Raw genomic sequence first — 18,891 nt, forward strand, 5'->3', positions numbered from 1 at the left:
ACTTGATTGCCTTGGGCCGAACTCCATACGAAGGCCGCGTGAATGCTTCGGAAAAATCTGTGTGAGCGGTGCTCGTGCTCGATGTAAGCCAGTCTGCTAAAGCTAAAGCCAGTTACTCGCCCCTTCCGGTCGAGTGTCCGCTTGAGTATCCCCCTGAACACCCTCTTGAGTATCGAATGAGATACTCCACTGAGGGATACGTCTTCGAGGGGCTTGGAGCCTGTGCTCCGTTCGGGGCAGGTGCGGATGAGTCCGCTTCGTTGAGGCTTATTAAAACCGGGTGCCTGGCAATTTGCAAGCGCCCCCCTCTCTTCCACCGGGTAAATCATATCGAATGGCTGAATCGCACTTAACTGAGCTGTCCTTCTCGAGCCTGCATCTGCCGGAAGCTCTGCAGAAAGGACTGGCTGACGCCTCGTTCGAGCGTTGCACGCCCATCCAGGCACAAACCCTGCCGCAGGCTCTCGCCGGGCTAGACGTTGCCGGGCAGGCGCAAACAGGAACGGGGAAAACCGCGGCATTTCTAGTAGCGATGTACGCGCGACTGATGCGCGAGCCTCCTCCGGCGTCGCGCAGCTTGAATGCACCGCGGGCTTTGATCATCGCCCCAACGCGCGAGCTCGCGGTCCAGATCCATCGCGACGCCGAGGTGCTCGGCTCGCACACGGGTCTGCAACTCGGCCTCGCCTTCGGCGGCGTCGACTACGAGAAACAGAGGCATCATCTCGAGGCGGGCGTCGATGTCCTCATGGGCACGCCCGGCCGCATCATCGACTTCGTCAAACAGAAGGTGATCGACCTGCGCTCGGTGCAAGTCCTGGTGCTGGACGAGGCCGATCGCATGTTCGATCTCGGCTTCATCGCGGATATCCGCTACATATTGAGGCGGCTGCCGGATCCTCAAGCCCGTCTCAACATGTTGTTCTCCGCGACGCTCTCCCATCGCGTGCTCGAGCTCGCCTACGAGCACATGAACGAGCCGACGCTGGTGCGCATCGAGCCGGACAAGATGACGGTGGATCGCGTCCGTCAGGTGATCTACTACCCTTCCAACGATGAGAAGCCGCGCTTGCTGGTCGGCTTGCTGAAGCACATGGACCCGCGACGCAGTATGGTGTTCGTGAACACCCGGCGCGCGGCCGAAGAAATCGAAGGGCTGTTGCGAAGCAATGACATCAACGCCGAAGCGATTTCAGGCGACGTTCCCCAGCGCAAGCGCTTGCGAATGCTTCGTGATTTTCACGAAGGCACGCTCGCCGTTCTCATCGGCACCGACGTGGCATCGCGCGGCTTGCACATTCCCGATGTGAGTCACGTATTCAACTACGATTTGCCGCAGGACCCCGAGGACTACGTGCATCGTATCGGTCGAACCGCGCGCGCCGGCACCGAAGGTGACGCGATCAGCTTCGGTTGCGAGGAGTACGTGATTTCCCTGCCGGATATCGAGGCGTACATCGGCCGCAAGCTGCCCGTCGCGGCAGTCGCCACTGACATGCTTCCGGAGATCGTTTCGCCTGCCCCGCTGCCGAGACGTCACTTCGGCGGAGGCGGCGGTCGTGGCAAACCAGGACGCGGCGGTGGTAGCCGCTCCGGCGGTGGCGGCGGTCGCGGAGGCGGCGGAGGTCGCAGCGATCGTCGTCGCACTGGCGGAGGTGGCGGTGGTCATTCATCACCTCGCCCGCCCGCGGCAGAAGCGCCCGTAGCGGTTGCACCCGACGAAGCCAGTGCGAGTGGAACTAACGGCGAAGCCGCGCACGAAGCGCCGCCGAGAAAGAGACGCCGCAGACGTCGTAGCAAACGTTCGAACAGCACCGGCCCAGGCACGCCACCGGCGCCGGAAGCGACTTAGCGAGAGCGGCGAAAGCGGCGAGCCGGTTGTTATTTGGCCAGCTCGCCGAGCAGATGACTCACGGCTTCCACCGATTTGAATTCCGTGATCTCTCTCTTTTCCATCCCGGAATCCGGCTTCGAGATGGCGAAGATGTGCGCGATGCCGTGGTTCTTCGCCGCGCGCAGCACCGAGTGACTGTCATCGACGAACAACGTCCGCTGCGGATCGAATCCCAACGCCGCTTCGAGCTGCTGCCAGAACGCCGGATGTTCCTTGGGCATCCCGAAGCTGTGCGAGCTGAACACCACGTCGAAATAGTTCAGCAGTCCGGTCTGGGTCGCCTTCACTTTCAGCGAATCGCGATGCGCATTGGTTACCAACGCGACCTGCACGTTCTTCTCTCGTAGCGCGCGTAGAAATTCCTCCGCGCCTGGCAGGAATCGCACGTGCTCGCGCACCTCGCGCTTCATGCCGGCGATATCCAGCGACAGCGCGCGCGTCCAGAAATCCGTGCAGTACCAGTCCAACGTGCCCTGCCGGTCCGCGAACATGGGGCGCAACACCTCGCGCGCCTGCTCCAGTGTCAGTCCGTGCTTGACGGCATATCGCTCCGGAACCAGTTCCAGCCAGAAGTAATTGTCAAATCGCAGGTCCAGCAGCGTGCCGTCCATGTCCAGCAACACAGTATCGATAGCCTGCCAGCACGGCAGGGCAGCCACGGACCGGGCTGCGGAAATCAGGGACGAGCTCAAGCGAAATTCTCGGTTCGTGGCGACGGCGGGTGGCCGTATGATAGGGCAACCTTGGGCAATGTCGGGGGATGCGGGTTAATGGAATTGGGTTGGGGCGCACTGGTGCTGATCGTGATGAGCGCCGCAGGCTTTTGGTTCCTGCGGGACAGTCTCGCGGCCCGTGAACGCGCCAATGCCGCGGCAATGGAGGCCTGCCAGCGCCTGAGCCTGCAGTTCCTGGACGGTACTGTCGCATTCGCGCGACTGTCGTTCACCCGTGAGCACGGCCAACTTGGCATCCGTAGAACGTACGTGTTCGATTACACGGCCAACAGTATCGAGCGGCGTCAGGGATTCGTCATATTGCTCGGCCGACGCGTCGAGTCAGTAGGTTACGCACCCGGCGAGGAGCGGCGCGGCCAGCCGCAGCCGCCAGCGCCATCGATTTCGCTGTCCGCGACGTTCACTCCGCCGCCGCCCGCCGAACCTCCGGCGCCCGGCCCGGCCGAAAGCGCCCAAGTATTCGATCTCGCGGACTGGCGCGCGCGCCGCCGCGGGACCGAACAACAGCAAACGGCCTCACAGCGGCGCACGGGCGCGACCGACCACACAAATGGTCAGGATCACCATCAGTAGTGCGGCTTGCGCTAAAGTACGCGCCGATGAGCGAAGCGGAAAACAATGTCGAGACTGAAACTTTCCGTCGCCTGGAGCGGCTGCGGGAGTTACGCATCGAGCATCGCGACCTGGATGACGTCATCCACCGGTTGCAGATGGACTTGTACGTCAACGAAGTGCAACTGCGACGCCTCAAGAAACGAAAACTCATGTTGAAGGACCAGATCGCCCGCCTGGAAAGCGAGCTGATCCCCGACCTCAACGCTTGATCCCCACTCATGCAGGAATTGCTGCATAACGCAGGCCTGGCTCTGGAGGCCCTGCTCACTCCTACATCGCTTCTGCAACTGGCAGCGATCGCCATCGCCATTCTGGTGGCCTGGTGGTTCGGCCGGCAGGTGCGCAACACCGAGCGCGGCAAGCTCGCGCTGGTGCAAACCGGATTTCAGGCGCGCCTGACCGAAGCGCTGATGATCACGGCCCCGCACCTTGCGGCGCTGGTGCTCATCGCAGCGTTCGGCGGCGCTTTGCACGCGCTCAAGGCGAACAGCCGGCTGGTCGACCTGGCGATCACGCTGTCCGGCCTGCTGCTGCTGATTCGCTTCGCCGTCTACGTGGTGCGGGTGTCGCTCGGCAACCGCACCAAGGGCTGGGGCAACTTCATCACGTTTGCGATCTGGAGCTTGCTGGCGCTGCACGTCCTGGGCTGGTTCGATCCGCTGGTGCAGGCGTTCGACAGCGTCGGCATCAACGCCGGCAACCGGCGCATCACGCTGTGGTCGGTGATCAAGATCCTGTTCACCGTCGGCGCGTTCATCCTGGTCGCGGTATGGATCGCGCGGTGGTTCGAGCGGCGGCTGATGTCGATGCAGGGCCTCGCGCTCAGCATGCGCATCGGCATCGCCAAGTTCTCGCAGGCATTCCTCATCGGGTTGTCGATCCTGCTGGGCCTGAACGCCGCGGGCCTGGATCTCACCACGCTGAATATCTTCACCGGCGCGCTCGGTATCGGCCTGGGCTTCGGCCTGCAAGCCATCGCCGCCAATTTTGTCAGTGGCTTCGTGCTGCTGATGGACCGCTCGATCAAACCCGGTGACGTCATCAGCTTCACCGGCACGACCGGCACCAGTACCGAAGGCTTCGGTTGGGTGCAGGAGCTGCGCGGCCGCTACGTGGTCGTGCGCGATCGCGACGGCGTCGAGACGCTGGTGCCGAACCAGAATTTGATCACCAATCCGGTGATCAACTGGAGCTACACCGATCCGCGCGTTCGCCTCAAGCTGCCGGTGCGCGTCAGTTACAAATGCGACCCGGAGAAGGCGCTGGAGCTGCTGCTCAAGGCGGCGGAGGACCAGCCTCGCATCCTGCGCGACCCGAAGCCGGTATCGCGAATGATGGGCTTCAACGATTACGGCTTCGACCTCGAGCTGCGCTTCTGGATCGCCGACCCGCAGGAGGGCGTGAACAACGTGCGCTCCGAAGCGAATCGCGCCATCTGGCGGCTGTTCAAGGAGAACGACATCATCATTCCGGTCGCGCAGCGCGAAGTCATTCTCGAAATGCGCGAGCGCGGCCCCGTCGCGCGCGATGCTTGATCATGGCGCTCGAGAATGAGCTGGGCATTCCGGAAGAAGCCATCGACCTGCGCTTCATCCGCTCCGGCGGCCCCGGCGGACAAAACGTCAACAAGGTCGCCACCGCAGCCCAACTCCGCTGCGATTTGAAGTTGTGGCCCGCGCTGCCCGAGCGCGTTCGTGCTCGCCTGCGCACCCTCGCCGGCCGCCGGCTCACCAGCGACGACGTGATCGTGATCAGCGCGCAGCGCTTCCGTACGCAGGAACACAACAAACGCGATGCGCTGGAACGCTTGGGCGAAATGATCACCCAAGCCCGCATCGAGCCTCGCGTTCGCAAGGCGACCAAACCGACTCGCGCGTCGAAGGAACGGCGCCTGGAAGGAAAGCAGAAGCGCAGCGACGTAAAGAAAGGGCGCAAGGTCAGTCAGGACTGGTGACCCGCCCCTAGAAGCGTTCGAACTTGCCGCCGCGATAAACAAACAACCGATCGGTGAGCGAGTACGGACCGTCGGCGGCGGCTTTCTTGGCCAGCTCGCGGAGTTTCTTCACGCCTTCCTTGTTGTTCGAGCCGGTGAACAACAGCACGTCGCGCGTCGGTACCGCGATGACGATCTCACCTTCGACGCCGAGCTCGTCGGCGTTCCAGACCTCCTCGAGCAACAGCAAGCTGGGAACATAGTCGCTGCCTGCGGTCATCATGGAGACCAGCGGCCCCCTCACCGCTTCGGGATGCGGCAGGATCCGCCGCAGGTTCTCGATCGCCAGCGCTCGCAGCTTGTCTTTCTGCAAGCCGGCTTCCTGCAGATCCTTAGGGCCGAAATAACGAATGTTCTGCGGAGTGTCTTCGGCGTAGACGATCACCAGGTCTTTGTTCAGCGCCTCGATCACCTGCTCCGCAGGCTCGCCGCCGCTGCGAGCCTTGGCGGCACGTCGCACCTCCTTGGACCACGCGCGATCTTTGATTACCGGCACGATTTGTTGTGGATCCAGCGGCCCCGGCTCCTTGGCGCTCTCGGCGAACGAGGCGACGTAGCGCGCAAGCACATCCGACTTATTTGCGGCCTCTCCTGAATATTCGCTATAGGCATTGTCGAGAAACGCGCGCGCCGTTTCTCCCTCCGTCCCCGTGATCGTCAGATGCAGCGGCTCGACGACGGTAACAACCGACCCTGGCAGAGCTGCTGCAAGCGCCGCCCTGAATTCTTCCGTGAACTGCTGGGGCGACAACACGCCCGAGGCCGCGTGCACGCTCAGCGCCACCAGCAGGCTTGCCACTGCAAAGATCCGTTTCATCGAATTGCCAAGCATTGCTCACCCCAATCCGGCGGCCTGAGATATTTTCCGAAGCTGAACGAGCCACGGACGACCGATCTTGAGACAGATCATCGAGTCATTATCGCCCCGCGCGGAGTTTGCCACGGTGATGCTGGGCGCGTTCGGCATGTTCGTGATGAGCAGCCTCACGGCAGCCTTCGCCGGCGGATCGTCCAGCCCGCTCACCAACGATGCCCTGCTCGATCTGGTCGCGTATGAAGCCGTCCTGTTGGCCATGCTGGGAATCTTTCTGTCGCTGCGCGGCTGGCGCCCGGCCGACGTGGGGCTCTCGCCCACCCTGAAAGATACCGCCATTGGCGGCGTCATCGTCCTGGCGGACTATATGGTTTATATCGTCGCCTGGTCGATCTACAGCCAGTTCACCACCGTCAGCAGCGATCTATCGATCTCGGCAGATCTGCAGGTATCCAGCGTAGTGCTGCTGTCGCTGGTGAACGGGTTCTTCGAGGAGCTGTTCGTTTGCGGCTATTTGATCAACGCAGTGAAGAAACGTCGCAGCGTGGTGTTCGCGATCAATGTGAGCGTGGCAATTCGACTGGCGTACCACCTCTATCAAGGTCCGATCGCCGTACCGAGCATCGTTCCCATGGGGCTGATCTTCGGTTACTGGTTCGCCAGAACCGGCAGGCTCTGGCCATTGGTGGTCGCACACGCACTCATGGACTTCGTGGCGCTGTGGCCGCATGTCGAATGAACTGTCACTGAGGCAACCATGGAACTGGCCCGCAAAAGAGATCTGCTGCAAGCAGCGGCGATGGCACTGCCGCTGCCGATTACCGTGCTGGTGACGGGAGATCCGCTCTATATCGGGCTGTGGTATTACCTGGCCATTCCGGCATTCATCATCGGCACGGGCGCGCTGATGAAAGCACCGCCGCCGTATCTCACCGGCGCGTCGCTGACCATCGCCGCGGCCTTTCTGGTTTATATGATGGTGAACTACACGGCGACACGGCCGGAGGGGCTGCTCGGCCTGGGGCATTTGCTTTCGGTGCCGGGGGGCATACTTGGCCATGTGCTTGGAGTCGCCGTGTCCAAGCGCCAGGCAAACGCCCTTCCGGTACTGGCCTGTGGAGCGCTCGGCTGGGGCCTGGGCTTCTTTCTGAACAACCTCTTCGTGTGCAACACCGTCATGTACTGCGGCCCGCTATCACTGCGCGCGTTGCTTTAACGAGCGCCTCCTACAGCGCCACCGCTATGCCCAAGCGCAGCTGCGAATCCAGCTTGCGATTGTAGTCGAGCAGGCTCTCGCCGTAGCCGTTGAAGTACTGCATCGTCAGCCAGCCGGTGAGATCGCCGCCGCTGAGCTTGGACAGCGGATAGGAAACATTCAGCTCGATGCTGCCATTGTTGCCGCGCTTGCCCTTGCGCAGCGTGGTCCAGAAATCCAGACCGCCTTTGGCGCCGAAGCCGAGCACCCAGTCGACATAGCCGCGATAGTCGGCAATGTCTGGATTCTCGTCGGCGGAAATGTAGTTGTGAACCAGCGGCGCGGCATAGAACCGCAGGCCGGCGGGGTCGCCAAAGGTCAGAATGGGTCGCACATAGAACATGTTGAAGCTGCGCGAGTCCTCGCCTTCCTTGCCGTTGGACTCGTGACCGAAGCCGGTCTCCACGCCGAGCCGCAGTTGGCCATCGAACAGGCGGGTGAGATCGGTATGGGAATAAAACAGCCGGGGCCGGTAGCTCGAGTCCTTGAACGGCTTGGAGAGATCGTTCAGGTCCCACAACGACGTCTGCGAATATGAAAGATACAAATCGTCGATCCAGGGCAGGCGGCTGGCCAACCGCCCCCGATTGTCGAACAGCTGATAGCGCAGGCTGATCTGAAACTTCGCATTCAGGCCGTCATCGCCGCCGACGATGAAATAAACCGGTTCATACACCGACACCGCCAGCGGCGGCGGCTTGTCGACGAGCGCGGTCGTGTATGACTGCTTCGGAGGTTCGGCATGACGGGTAGCCTCGTTGGCCGCAACTGTCCCGGTGTTGGCCGCGGGCGGAAGAATCTGCAGAGCGACCGAGTTCGACGCCAGCCCCGTCGGCACCAGCGTTGCGACCCCTTCGACGTTCTGCGGCAACGTACCTTGCAACTTCATACGTGTGAAGCCGCCTGAAGCAACCTCGATATGCCCGGTGCGCTCCGGCGTCATCTCGATGACGGACAGCCCGGTAGGCGTCTCGAACCGCACGTGCAGCTTGTCGGGCAGCTCCACCACCAGCGGCTCCGGCTCGCTGTTCGTCAAAGTCAGATCGAGCTGCAGCGGCGTGCCTGAAACGACCTGGGCATGCGGTGTGGAGAGAATGATGTCGGCGCGCGCGCCCCAGCTGACGAGTACAGCGAGCACGAGCAGCAGCTTGGAAATATTCATGACACGGAACGACTGCGAGCGAGCAATGATTGAAGCCTACCGGGCCAGCACTGATCCGGCCAGCGTCGGTAATTCAGGAACGCGGGCTGCCCACACCCGAACCGCTTGGTCAGCGGTGGGTCACCTGGAGCACGCTGTTTCGAATCTGCTCGTGCAACACCAGCTGCGCATCGTCCGCAACCGCCGGCAGCATGTCCGTATAGGTCAAGCGTCCTTCCGCGTTTACTCCCAGCACATTGCGAGCACGCAACAGATCGATGAAGTTCTTGAACAGGATCTTGTCGTGGAACTCCGGCGAGTTCAGCTCGTACAGCAGCGACATCCGCTGCGCCATCAGCTGGCATTGGGTTTCGAGTGCGTCCTGGCTGATGCGACCGCTGCCGTGTTTGAGCAGCACGGCGATCACCAGATAGTAACGCTCGATGATCTGCACCGTGACCTGCGCAAGGTTCGACAGCTGCACGGCCTCGGCGGATCCGGTCGGCGGACGCCGCCATTGCGCGCCGGCTTCCACCGACTCGAGCAGGCCATGATTCGCCAGGTCATCCAGCGTCTCCAGCGTGACCGCGCTCATTTCCTCTTCCGTCCAACGCAGGAACAGCTCGTCCCGAACATAGGGATAGATTCGCCACATCAGACGCTGGATGTCTTCGGTGCGCATGGTGCGATTGTTCAGGAAGCAGCACGCGATCAGCGACGGCAGTGCCATCAAGTGCAGCACGTTGTTGCGGAAGTAAGTCATGAGCACGGAGTTCTCCTCCGTCATCTGCATGACGTCGCCCAGCTGATGTTTCAGCCGCTGAATCACGCCCATGCGCTCGCCATGGCGCACGATCGAGGCGCCGTCGCTCTCGGTGACCCAGATCAAGGACGAATACGGCGCCTGTCGCAGCAGCGACGCATACAACTCCAGCTGCCGCGCGAGATCGCTTTCGAGCATCGACTGCTTTGGCGTCGCAAGCAACGCCGTCGCAATCAAATTCATCGGCGCCACGCAGGCGGCGCCGTTGATGTTCGTCATGATGCGCGTCGCGAGCTCATCCACCGCGAGCGAGAGCCACGCCGGCCGCTCCGTTTTCTCGACCAGGTGACGGCTCTCGGGATCGTGACGCTTCAGGATCTCGTTGAGATGAATTGCTTCGCCGAAGCTCACGTGCACCTTGCCGAAGCGCTTACGCAGCGCCGGCAATGTCCGCAGCATGGTGAAGACGGATTCCTTCTCCTTTGGCTTGCCGAGCATCTCGTTGACGTAGGTCTTGCCCTCGATCAGTCGCTCGTAGCCGAAGTACACCGGCAGGAACACGATGGGCCGCCGCGGGTCGCGCAAGTAGCTGCGCAAGGTCATGGACAGCATGCCGGTCTTGGGCTGTAACAAACGACCGGTGCGGCTGCGCCCGCCTTCGATGAAATATTCGATCGAATGGCCGCGCGCCATCATCAGGCCCAGGTATTTCATGAATACCATGGTGTACAGCGCATTGCCCTTGAAGCTGCGACGCATGAAGAACGCGCCGCCCTTGCGCAGGAAGCGCCCGACGCCAGCCATGTTCAGGTTGATGCCGGCCGCGATGTGCGGGATGGCGTAGCCCTTGTAATAGATGACGTAGGACAGCAGCAGATAATCGATGTGACTGCGATGGCACGGCACGTAGATCACTTCGTTGCCGTCGATCACCTTCTGCAGCTGTTCGACGTGGTGCAGCTCGACGCCGTCGTACAGACGCGTCCAGAACCAGCTGAGGCCCTTGGCCATGAACGCCACGAAGATGTGCGAATAATTGGCGGCAATCTCCCAAACGTAGTCCTGCGCCAGCTTCAACGCTTCGCGCCGGGAGATTTTCTTCGAGCGCATCTCGTCGGCCATCGCGCGACGCACGGCCCCCGCGCGCAGCACTTGCGTCGCCATCGTCCGTCGATGCGAAAGATCGGGCCCGAGGGTCGCCGCGCGTTGGCGCGCCAGGTTGAGCCGCAACGCGCGAGTGAGACGCCGAACGGTGCGCGCCCTGTCGGTGCCTTCGTTCACGGCCGCACGCAATGAGACCGGCTCGCCAAACTGAACGAACAGATTGCGGCCATTCACCATCAGCGACAGCAAACGACGGAAGCGTCCGACGCGCTCCCAGTTCTCGGACAGCAGAATGCGCAGCCACGAGTCCTTGCGATTGGGCGCCCGGCCCCACAGGACGGTGACGGGGATCAAATCCACATCGAGCGTGGGATCGTCGAACGCCGCAGCGACCAGCGAGCGCATCGACTCCGAAATGCGGTAGTCGGTGCGATCTCCCCAAAAGCCCGCGCGACGTTCGAGGAACAGCACGGATTCGGATGGCAGAGGCTTTTTCAACGCCTGCGAAGGCGCTGGCAACCCGTGCGCGGCACACACTTTTTCGAGCACGACCAGGTCGGCGATCGCGGACTCGCTCAGTACATAACAGATCGGCCGCTCCCGCTGCGCATAGCGGGCGCGCAGATCTTCGGGCAGAACGTGTGGACGCGCCCACATCGAAACGGGCGCGCGCAGCAAGCTCAACCAGAGTCTGTCGAGTCCGGAGAAGTCAGCCATGGGTGGTGGGTTTGCGCCGCGCTATTCGGCGGTCTGGTTCTCGTTCTGTTCGAGCGCGCGGTCGATCGCTTGCTTGTGATCCTGAACCTGGCCCTCGACGGCGCGGGCCTTGTCGACGGCGCCTGCCATGTCACCGAACGCGGTTTCCTCGACCGGCGGCGGCTCGGCGGGCTGCTGCTGGGAACCGCAAGCGGCGAGTAATGACGCGACGAGCGCCAGCGACAGTAGGCTGCGATTCCTGCTCTTGTTGGTCATGTGGAACTCCTGTCGGTCGACCTCGCCACGTTCCGGTCGCGAATATTAGCAGGAGCGCAAACTCATGCGCTGGCCGCCAGGCGCCGCAGGAAGTTGTCCAGCAACGCGCACACATCGGTCAGGTTGGCCGTGAGGCGGTGATCTGAATCCAGAATATGCAGCGCGCTCTTATATTGGCGCGCATAGCGGATGCTGTTTTCCACCGGAACGATGTCGTCGTTCCAGCCGTGCACGATATCCACGGGACAGGCCGGCGGCGCCGGCGTGTATTTTTCATAGCCCGGCATGAAGAATGCCGGCGCCAGCAGGAACAAGCCGCGCGTTACGACCTGAGTCGAAACCGTCGTGCACACGTGCGCGCCGAGGCTCGAGCCCACCAGCAGCAGCTCTCCGGGCAACTTCTTGCAGACCTCGAGCAGCTTGCTGACGCGTGCGGCCGGATCGGCCATGCCGCGATAATCCACCGACTCGACCGTCAGACCATGTTTCTTCGCGACTTCGGCCATGGCGACGATCTTCGTGCCCCAGGGGTCGCCATCCTGGCCGTGCGAGAACACGATGTATTGCTGACTCACTAAAACAGCTCCCCGGGATTATTGGTGACCTCACCTTCTGGGGTCGGTCGCGTGTTGAAATCGTAGCGCGTCGGATCGGCCAGGTGCGAGAGCGTCACGTTGCGCAGACTGGAGAAGATCGACTCGGTGCGGCCGGGGTATTGGCGTTCCCATTCGCGCAGCATCTTCTTGATCTCGACCCGCTGCATATTCTCTTGCGAGCCGCACAGCGAGCACGGAATCAAGGGAAATTCCCGAGCGCGGGCGTAGCGCTCGATGTCCTGCTCGGCGACATAGGCCAGCGGACGGATCACGATGTGCCGACCATCCTCCGAGTGCAGCTTCGGCGGCATGGCCTTGAGCTTGCCGCCGAAGAACATGTTCAGGAACAACGTTTCGATGATGTCGTCGCGATGGTGGCCGAGCGCGATCTTGGTGATGCCGTTCTCGGCCGCGAATCGATACAAAGCGCCGCGCCGCAGCCGCGAGCACAGGCCGCACATGGTGCGGCCCTCGGGAATCACGCGTTTGACGACGCTGTAGGTGTCCTGCTCGATGATATGAAACGGAATGCCCAGCGCCTTCAGATAGCCCGGCAGCACATGCTCGGGAAAGCCCGGCTGTTTCTGATCCAGGTTCACCGCGATCAGCTCGAAGTGCACCGGCGCGCTGCGCTGGAGCGACATCAGGATGTCGAGCATGGTGTACGAGTCCTTGCCGCCGGACAGGCACACCATCACCTTGTCGCCCGCCTCGATCATGCGGAAATCTTCGATGGCCTTGCCGGCGAGGCTGCGCAGCCGCGCTTGCAGGCGCTTGAAGTTGTTCGAGTAGTCGGGAACGGCGGACATGCTCAGGCTTCCAGGTATTTGCCTTCGATATAGCGCAGCCAGGCGGCTGCGGACAGCGGCTTGCCAGTGGCGTTGCGGATCAGGTCGGGCGTGCTCACGCTCGCGGCGAGCGAGTGCACATTCTGCCGCAACCAGTCGAATAATCCCCCGAATTGTCCCGCGGCGATCTCCTCATCGAGCTGCGCACGGTCGGAGCGCAGGCTTTCGTACAGCTGACCGGCGATCACCGCGCCGATCGCGTAGGACGGGAAATACCCGAACGAGCCCACCGCCCAATGCACGTCTTGCAGACAACCCTCGGCGTCGTTCGCCGGCCGCACGCCGAGCCGGTCGCCCATGCGGGTATTCCAGGCTTCGGGCAGATCCCGGATTTTCAGCTCGCCCTTCAGGATCTGCTGCTCCAACTCATAGCGCAGCAGGATGTGCACCGGATAAGTGACCTCGTCGGCGTCGACGCGAATCAGGCTGCGGCGAACCCGGATCAGCAGCCGGTACAGATTTTCTACTTCCCACTCCGGTCCGGTGACCCCGAAGGCTTTTTCCATGAGCGGCTTCAGATAACGCAGGAACGGCCGGTTCCGGCAAATCAGCATCTCCAGCAGCAGCGACTGACTTTCCTGCATGGCCATGCCGCGGTCACGCCCGACCGGCTGACCGCGCCACTGTTCCGGCAAGCCCACGTCGTACATCGCATGACCTGTCTCGTGCAGCACGCCCATCAGGCCCGTCAGCGGCTCGGTCGCATTGAAGCGCGTGGTGATGCGGATGTCGCCGGGAATGCCGCCGGTGAATGGGTGCTCACTCTCGTCCAGTCGACCGCGATCGAAGGGGAACCCCATGACCTTCATCAACTCGGTCGCCAGGTGCCGCTGCTTGCTGGCGGCAAACCGCCCGGTGATTTCCAGCGGCGCGTGCTTGGCCTGCGTGTCGATGGCTTCTTGGATCAGGCCGGGCAGACGCCGACCGACTGTAGTGAAAATGGCGTCAATCTCGGCGGTGGTCATGCCCGGACTGAACTCATCCAGCAGCGCATCGTAGGGATCGAGCTTGAGTGCTTTGCCGAGCAGATCCGCCTTGTTCCGCACCAGTGCTGCAACTTCTTCCAGATGCGGCGCGAACAAGGAGAAGTCGCTCTTCTGGCGGGCCTCGATCCACTTGATTTCGGCCCGTGCGGTCGCCTTGGCAAGCCGTGAGACGAGGTTCTGCGGGGTGGCGATAGCGTGGTCGCGCTCCCGGCGCATCTCCTTCAGGTTGGCCTGCTGCCAATCCTCGAGGCCCGGCAAATTGGCCTCGGCGCGGTCGAGCAGGCGCGACACCCGAGGGGAGGTCACCAGCGCGTGCGATTCGGTCTCCAGAGCCGCGAGCTGTTCGCCCCGCAGTTCCGAGCTGCCGCGGGGCATCATCACCGCGGAATCCCAGCGCAACAGGCTGGCAGCGCTGCGAAAGGCGTGCAGACGCCGGAATTCCTGTTCGAGTTGTTGATAAGGCGTCAGAGCCATGGCGCGATCCGAAAGCTAGGTTGCCCAAAGCGGGCACATCCTCGAAAGGCGCCATTCTAGCAATGCCCGTTTGGCCACTAGCGTCGTCGGGCCGCAATTGATTTTTTAATTTTCCTAATTAATGCGACTAGCAGGTGCCGCAATGATGCGGCTTCCATTCCAAAAAAGTATTTCTGAATTACAAAATATTTAGGGAACGCAGAGTATCTGCCGTGGTCTCATACACCGTCCTCCTGCGAGAGTGGTGCGAGCCACTCTGGGACACGAGCCGGTATGTGTTGCAGCCTACCGGCTCATTTTTTTTCGGGGTCGGGAGCGGGGCCATCCTGCCACCGCCCCTCCCGCGACCTGGCAAAAAGGCGTGACTTTTTTGCCGGTCGCCGCCGCCGGACGGCGGCGGGTACATCCCTGTACCCGGGGCGGAATATCTCCGCCATCGCATCATCCATTTGGCGGTTGCACTAAGTTGCGTCTGGTTCGGTTGTCGGCGGCGTGGCCGGCTTTGCGCCCGCGGTGGTCCGCAGCTTGTCGATCATGTGGCTGATGTATTCCGGCGACTTCGTGTTGCGGGCGACGAACGCGTAGATCACGGGCACCACATACAGCGTCAATAGCAGCGAGAACGTGACGCCGTAGACGATCACCGATCCGATGGTGCTTCGACTCTCTGAGCCCGCGCCTGATGCGATCAACAAAGGCACCGCGCCGAACACCGTACACAAGCTGGTCATCAGCACCGGCCGCAGGCGAATCGCGGACGATTCGATGATCGACTCGTAGAACTCCACGCCGCGATCGCGCAGCTGGTTGGCGAACTCCACGATCAAAATACCGTTCTTGGCCGCCAGGCCGATCAGCATGATGCAGCCGATCTGGCTGTAGACGTTGATCGACCGATCCGTCAACCACAGTCCCGACAATGCGCCGGCCACCGCGAGCGGCACCGTCATCATGATGATCAGCGGATGGCGGAAGCTCTCGAACTGTGCGGCCAGCACCAGGAACACGATCAGCAGCGCCAGCATGAACGTGACGTACAAGGCGTCGCCGGAACGCTTGAACTCGCGAGACTCGCCGTCGTAGTTGATCACGGCGTGCGCCGGCAGCTCGGTGCGAATCAGATTCTCCATGTAGTCGAGCGCCTCGCCGAGCGAATAACCGGGCGTGAGGTTCGCGGACAGCGTGATCGAGCGCAGGCGATTGAAGCGCTTCAACTCGGTCGGGCCCGCGGTCTCCTCGATGGTGACCAGACTGGACAGCGGCACGAGCTGGCGCGTCGTCGCCGAGCGCACGTAGATATTCGTCAGGTCGCTCGTCGTGGCGCGGTCCGTATCCTTCGCCTGCAGGACCACGTTGTATTCCTCGCCACGATCCAGATACGTCGTGACGATGCGCGATCCCATCATTGTTTCCAGCGTGCGCCCCACGGCCGTGAGCGACACACCGAGGTCGCCGGCGCGATTGCGATCGACCATGACGCGGATCTGCGGCTTGCGCGCGTAGAAATCCGAATCGAGGTTGGTGAGTCCAGGGTTCTCCGCCGCCTTGGCGAGAATGATGTCGCGCCACTTGGCCAATTCCGCATAGTCGCTGCCGCCGAGCACCACCTGCACTGGAATACCTGAGCCGCGAATGCCCAGACCGCCGGGCATGCCGACGTTGACACGCACGCCCACCAGATTGGACAGGCGTTGGCGCATGCGAGCAGCGATCTCCTGCGCCGATTCCTGGCGCTCATCCCATTCGCTGAGGTTCAGCGAGACGAAACCCGAGTTCATGTCGGTGCCGCCGAATGTCGGCGCACGTGAGTTGAAGCGGCGCACGTTGCCGCGCGCGACTTCCTCGGCCACCACTTCTTCGACCTGCCGCAAATAACGATCGAGATATTGCAGGCTCGAGCCTTCCGGCGCGGTGACCCGGATGAACACGCGCTGACGATCCTCGCTGGGCGTGTATTCGGAGGGCAGATCCTTGAACAAAACCAGTGCCAGGCCGAAGGCGAGCGCGCCGGCCACAACGACCAGCAAGGGCGCAGCGAGCGCACGCCGCAGGCTGCGCTCATACATGTTCGACAGCCATTGGAAAAAGCGATCGACCGCGTGCGCCACCCGCCCGCGCACGATGCCCTTGGCGAAGATCTTCGAACACATCATCGGCACCAGGGTGAGCGACACCAGCGCCGAGATGCCGATGGCCGCCGCGATGGTGATGCCGAACTCGCCGAACAGCCGGCCGACGTTGCCTGGAATGAACGAGATCGGCAGGAACACCGCCATCAACACCAGCGTGGTGGCGATGACGGCGAAGCCGATCTCGCGACTGCCGTCCACCGACGCAAGCAGCGGCGCCTCGCCCAGCTCCATCCGACGCACGATGTTTTCGAGCACGACAATCGCATCGTCGACCACCAGGCCGATGGCAAGCACCGCACCGAGCAGCGTCAGCACGTTCACCGAGAAACCGGCGATCGCCATGACGATACACGCGGCAATGATGGACACCGGAATCGTCACCGCCGGAATGATGGTGGCTCGCACCGTGCCCAGGAACAGATAGATCACCACCAGCACCAGCAGCAGTGCGGTGACCAGCGCGTGCTGTACTTCGTAGATCGACTTGCTGACGAAGACCGAGTCGTCGATGCTGGTATCGAGCGTCAGGTCCTTGGGCAGCGTCTTCTGCACCTCGGCGATTTCCGCATACACGCCCTTGGAAACATCGAGGACGTTGGCCGTAGATTGAGGAACGATGCCGAGGCTCACGCCGGCATTGCCGTCGGTGCGCGCGATCGATCGCAAATCCTCCGCTGCAACTTCGACGCTCGCGACTTCACCGAGGCGCACCAGATAGCCATCGCCGCCGCGACCGACCACGAGCTGACGGAAATCGTCCGGCGTGCGGAAGCCAGTGTCGGTGCGCAACGTGAACTCGCGCTCCAGCGATTCGATGCGGCCCGCCGGCAGCTCGATATTCTCCTGTCGCAACGAGTCTTCCACGTCCTGCACAGTCAGCTGACGAGCCGCCAGCGCCTTGCGATCCAGCCATACGCGCATCGCATAGCGCCGCTCGCCGCCGATGCGGATGGTCGCGACGCCAGGCACGACGGAGAGCCGGTCGACGAGGTAGCGATCCGCATAGTCGGTCAGCTCCAGCTGCGTGCGCGTGGCGCTGGTCAGCGCCAACCACATCACCGGCTCGGAGGACGTATCGACTTTCGCGATCTGCGGCTGCTCGGCTTCCTCAGGCAACTGTTGTACGACGCGCGAGACACGGTCGCGCACATCGTTCGCCGCCGACTCGATGTCTCGATCCAAGGCGAACTCGATGGTGATGCGGGAGCGCTCATCGAAGCTGGAGGAACGCAACGTCTCGACGCCTTCCAGGCCTGCGATCTGGTTCTCGATCAGCTGAGTGATCTTCGATTCGATGACCGCAGCCGATGCGCCTCTATACACGGTGTCGATGCTGACGACCGGCGGCTGCACGTTCGGCGTCTCACGGACCGTCAGGCGGCTGAGCGCCATCAAGCCGATGATGGTCAGCAGCAGGCTCACCACCATCGCGAAGACGGGGCGGCGGACCGAGATTTCCGAGAGGATCATGACGCGGCCTGGGGAGCGGCTTCGGAGCGTGCGACCACCGGCGTGCCGTCGTGCACGTTCAACGTGCCGTCGGTGACGACCACGTCCTCATCGGTCACGCCCTTGAGGATCTCGACCTCGCCGGGGCGACGACGACCGATGGTGATTTCACGCTTCTGAGCCTTGCCGTCGGCGACCACAAACACGAAATGCTTGCTGTCCTCCGGAACAATGGCGGTCTCGGGCAGCATCAACGCCTTGCCTTCGGAGCGCACCAGCCGCAGCGTCATGAACATGCCCGGTCGCAGGCGGCTGTCCTGGTTATCGATCACGGCGCGCACGACGACGGCGCGAGTGGTGGGATCGACGCGCGTATCGACACTGTCCACCCGGCCTTTGAAAGTGGCGTTGGGATACGCGCTGCTCTGCGCCTGGACCGTCAAGCCCGGCTTCAAACTGGAAAGAAACAACTCGGGCACCGCAAAGTCGAGCTTCACCACACTCAGATCGTCGAGCGTCGTGATGACACCGCCCGGGTTCACCAATCCACCCAAGCTCACATTGCGCAAGCCGACCCGTCCGTTGAACGGCGCAGTGATGATGCGATCCTTGACGCGCGAGCGGGCTGCGGCGACGCGGGCCTGATTCGCGAGCATCGTCGCTTCGAGCTGATCGAGCTGTGCCTCGGACAGCGCCTTGGTCTGGAACAGCTCCTGGCTGCGCTTGTATTGGCTGCGGCTGTCGCGCTCGGCCGCTTCGGCGGCGGCGAGATCGGCGAGTGCTTCGGCGTTATCGAGCTCGACCAGCACGTCGCCCTTGCGGACCTGCTTGCCTTCCTCGAAATGAATGGCGGTGACGCGGTCGGCGATCTTGGCGGTGATATCGACCGATTCCTTGGCTCGCACGGTGCCGAGCGCTTCGACCTCGAGCGCGAAATCCTTCAGCTTGGGTTGGGCCGTCATGACCGGCACTTCACGCGCGCCGGGAGCGCGGGCACCTGCCGGAGCCTGTGCGTCAGAGCCCGAATGCCCGAAGTAATACCAGGCGCCGGCGCCGACCACGAGGGCTAGCGCCGCCGCCACGATGCTATTGCGATTCACGAATCCGCCAGGGAGTCAGCT

The 18,891-nt window shown here is 62.5% G+C and carries 17 protein-coding genes; 7 read left to right on the forward strand and 10 right to left on the reverse strand.

What is annotated here, in order from left to right; all coding sequences use genetic code 11:
- Positions 1 to 334: 334 nt before the first annotated feature.
- The gene (locus EK373_RS01150; protein WP_129640919.1) at positions 335 to 1,852 is read left to right on the forward strand and encodes a DEAD/DEAH box helicase; all 1,518 of its coding nucleotides are present in this window, start codon (positions 335 to 337) and stop codon (positions 1,850 to 1,852) included.
- A 29-nt stretch (positions 1,853 to 1,881) separates the two neighbouring features.
- Here EK373_RS01150 and yrfG read toward each other — a convergent pair whose 3' ends face one another.
- Entirely contained in the window at positions 1,882 to 2,553 is a 672-nt protein-coding gene (gene yrfG, locus EK373_RS01155; protein WP_129643235.1) for a GMP/IMP nucleotidase, read from the reverse strand.
- A 135-nt stretch (positions 2,554 to 2,688) separates the two neighbouring features.
- Between yrfG and EK373_RS01160 the strand changes: the two genes are divergently transcribed.
- The 4 genes from EK373_RS01160 to arfB are packed head-to-tail and all read left to right on the forward strand — an operon-like array spanning position 2,689 to position 5,197.
- Positions 2,689 to 3,201: a DUF3301 domain-containing protein gene (locus tag EK373_RS01160; protein WP_157994178.1), complete on the forward strand. Its 513-nt coding sequence runs from the start codon at positions 2,689 to 2,691 to the stop codon at positions 3,199 to 3,201.
- Between the two features lie 26 nt (positions 3,202 to 3,227).
- Complete coding sequence (locus tag EK373_RS01165; RefSeq protein ID WP_116808299.1) at positions 3,228 to 3,452, forward strand: YdcH family protein; 225 nt, start codon at positions 3,228 to 3,230, stop codon at positions 3,450 to 3,452.
- A gap of 9 nt (positions 3,453 to 3,461) precedes the next feature.
- On the forward strand, positions 3,462 to 4,778 hold the full coding sequence (locus tag EK373_RS01170) for a mechanosensitive ion channel family protein (RefSeq protein WP_129640921.1): 1,317 nt from the start codon (positions 3,462 to 3,464) through the stop codon (positions 4,776 to 4,778).
- On the forward strand, positions 4,778 to 5,197 hold the full coding sequence (gene arfB / locus EK373_RS01175; protein ID WP_129643236.1) for an alternative ribosome rescue aminoacyl-tRNA hydrolase ArfB: 420 nt from the start codon (positions 4,778 to 4,780) through the stop codon (positions 5,195 to 5,197). Before EK373_RS01170 ends, arfB begins: the two co-directional genes overlap by 1 nt.
- A 7-nt stretch (positions 5,198 to 5,204) precedes the next feature.
- On the opposite strand, the gene EK373_RS01180 is transcribed toward arfB, so the two are convergent.
- Positions 5,205 to 6,068 (reverse strand): DUF1444 family protein, encoded by an 864-nt coding sequence (locus tag EK373_RS01180; protein WP_129640922.1) that lies wholly within the window; start codon positions 6,066 to 6,068, stop codon positions 5,205 to 5,207.
- 64 nt (positions 6,069 to 6,132) lie between these two features.
- Here EK373_RS01180 and EK373_RS01185 point away from each other — a divergent pair, with 64 nt between their 5' ends.
- Both EK373_RS01185 and EK373_RS01190 read left to right on the forward strand, forming a co-directional pair.
- On the forward strand, positions 6,133 to 6,789 hold the full coding sequence (locus EK373_RS01185) for a CPBP family intramembrane glutamic endopeptidase (RefSeq protein ID WP_198683002.1): 657 nt from the start codon (positions 6,133 to 6,135) through the stop codon (positions 6,787 to 6,789).
- Positions 6,790 to 6,807: 18 nt separating this feature from the next.
- Entirely contained in the window at positions 6,808 to 7,266 is a 459-nt protein-coding gene (locus tag EK373_RS01190; protein ID WP_129640923.1) for a hypothetical protein, read from the forward strand.
- A 10-nt stretch (positions 7,267 to 7,276) separates the two neighbouring features.
- Here the strand turns inward: EK373_RS01190 and EK373_RS01195 are convergent, their stop codons facing one another.
- The 8 genes from EK373_RS01195 to EK373_RS01230 form a co-directional block, all read right to left on the reverse strand.
- Positions 7,277 to 8,467 (reverse strand): phospholipase A, encoded by a 1,191-nt coding sequence (locus EK373_RS01195; RefSeq protein WP_129640924.1) that lies wholly within the window; start codon positions 8,465 to 8,467, stop codon positions 7,277 to 7,279.
- A 109-nt stretch (positions 8,468 to 8,576) separates the two neighbouring features.
- A complete protein-coding gene (gene plsB, locus EK373_RS01200; protein WP_129640925.1) occupies positions 8,577 to 11,030 on the reverse strand; it encodes a glycerol-3-phosphate 1-O-acyltransferase PlsB in 2,454 nt (817 codons plus the stop codon).
- A gap of 21 nt (positions 11,031 to 11,051) precedes the next feature.
- A complete protein-coding gene (locus EK373_RS01205; RefSeq protein ID WP_129640926.1) occupies positions 11,052 to 11,285 on the reverse strand; it encodes a hypothetical protein in 234 nt (77 codons plus the stop codon).
- 62 nt (positions 11,286 to 11,347) lie between these two features.
- Positions 11,348 to 11,860, reverse strand: a complete 513-nt coding sequence (locus EK373_RS01210; protein WP_129640927.1) for an alpha/beta hydrolase — start codon at positions 11,858 to 11,860, stop codon at positions 11,348 to 11,350.
- The gene (gene ttcA / locus EK373_RS01215) at positions 11,860 to 12,690 is read right to left on the reverse strand and encodes a tRNA 2-thiocytidine(32) synthetase TtcA (protein ID WP_129640928.1); all 831 of its coding nucleotides are present in this window, start codon (positions 12,688 to 12,690) and stop codon (positions 11,860 to 11,862) included. Before ttcA ends, EK373_RS01210 begins: the two co-directional genes overlap by 1 nt.
- Positions 12,691 to 12,692: 2 nt before the next feature.
- Positions 12,693 to 14,189 (reverse strand): carboxypeptidase M32, encoded by a 1,497-nt coding sequence (locus tag EK373_RS01220; protein WP_198683003.1) that lies wholly within the window; start codon positions 14,187 to 14,189, stop codon positions 12,693 to 12,695.
- 461 nt (positions 14,190 to 14,650) lie between these two features.
- On the reverse strand, positions 14,651 to 17,791 hold the full coding sequence (locus tag EK373_RS01225; protein ID WP_129640929.1) for an efflux RND transporter permease subunit: 3,141 nt from the start codon (positions 17,789 to 17,791) through the stop codon (positions 14,651 to 14,653).
- A complete protein-coding gene (locus EK373_RS01230; RefSeq protein ID WP_129640930.1) occupies positions 17,788 to 18,870 on the reverse strand; it encodes an efflux RND transporter periplasmic adaptor subunit in 1,083 nt (360 codons plus the stop codon). Before EK373_RS01230 ends, EK373_RS01225 begins: the two co-directional genes overlap by 4 nt.
- Positions 18,871 to 18,891: the final 21 nt, after the last annotated feature.

The organism is Peristeroidobacter agariperforans (assembly GCF_004138335.1).
In the GTDB taxonomy this organism is placed as follows: Bacteria; Pseudomonadota; Gammaproteobacteria; order Steroidobacterales; family Steroidobacteraceae; genus Steroidobacter; species Steroidobacter agariperforans.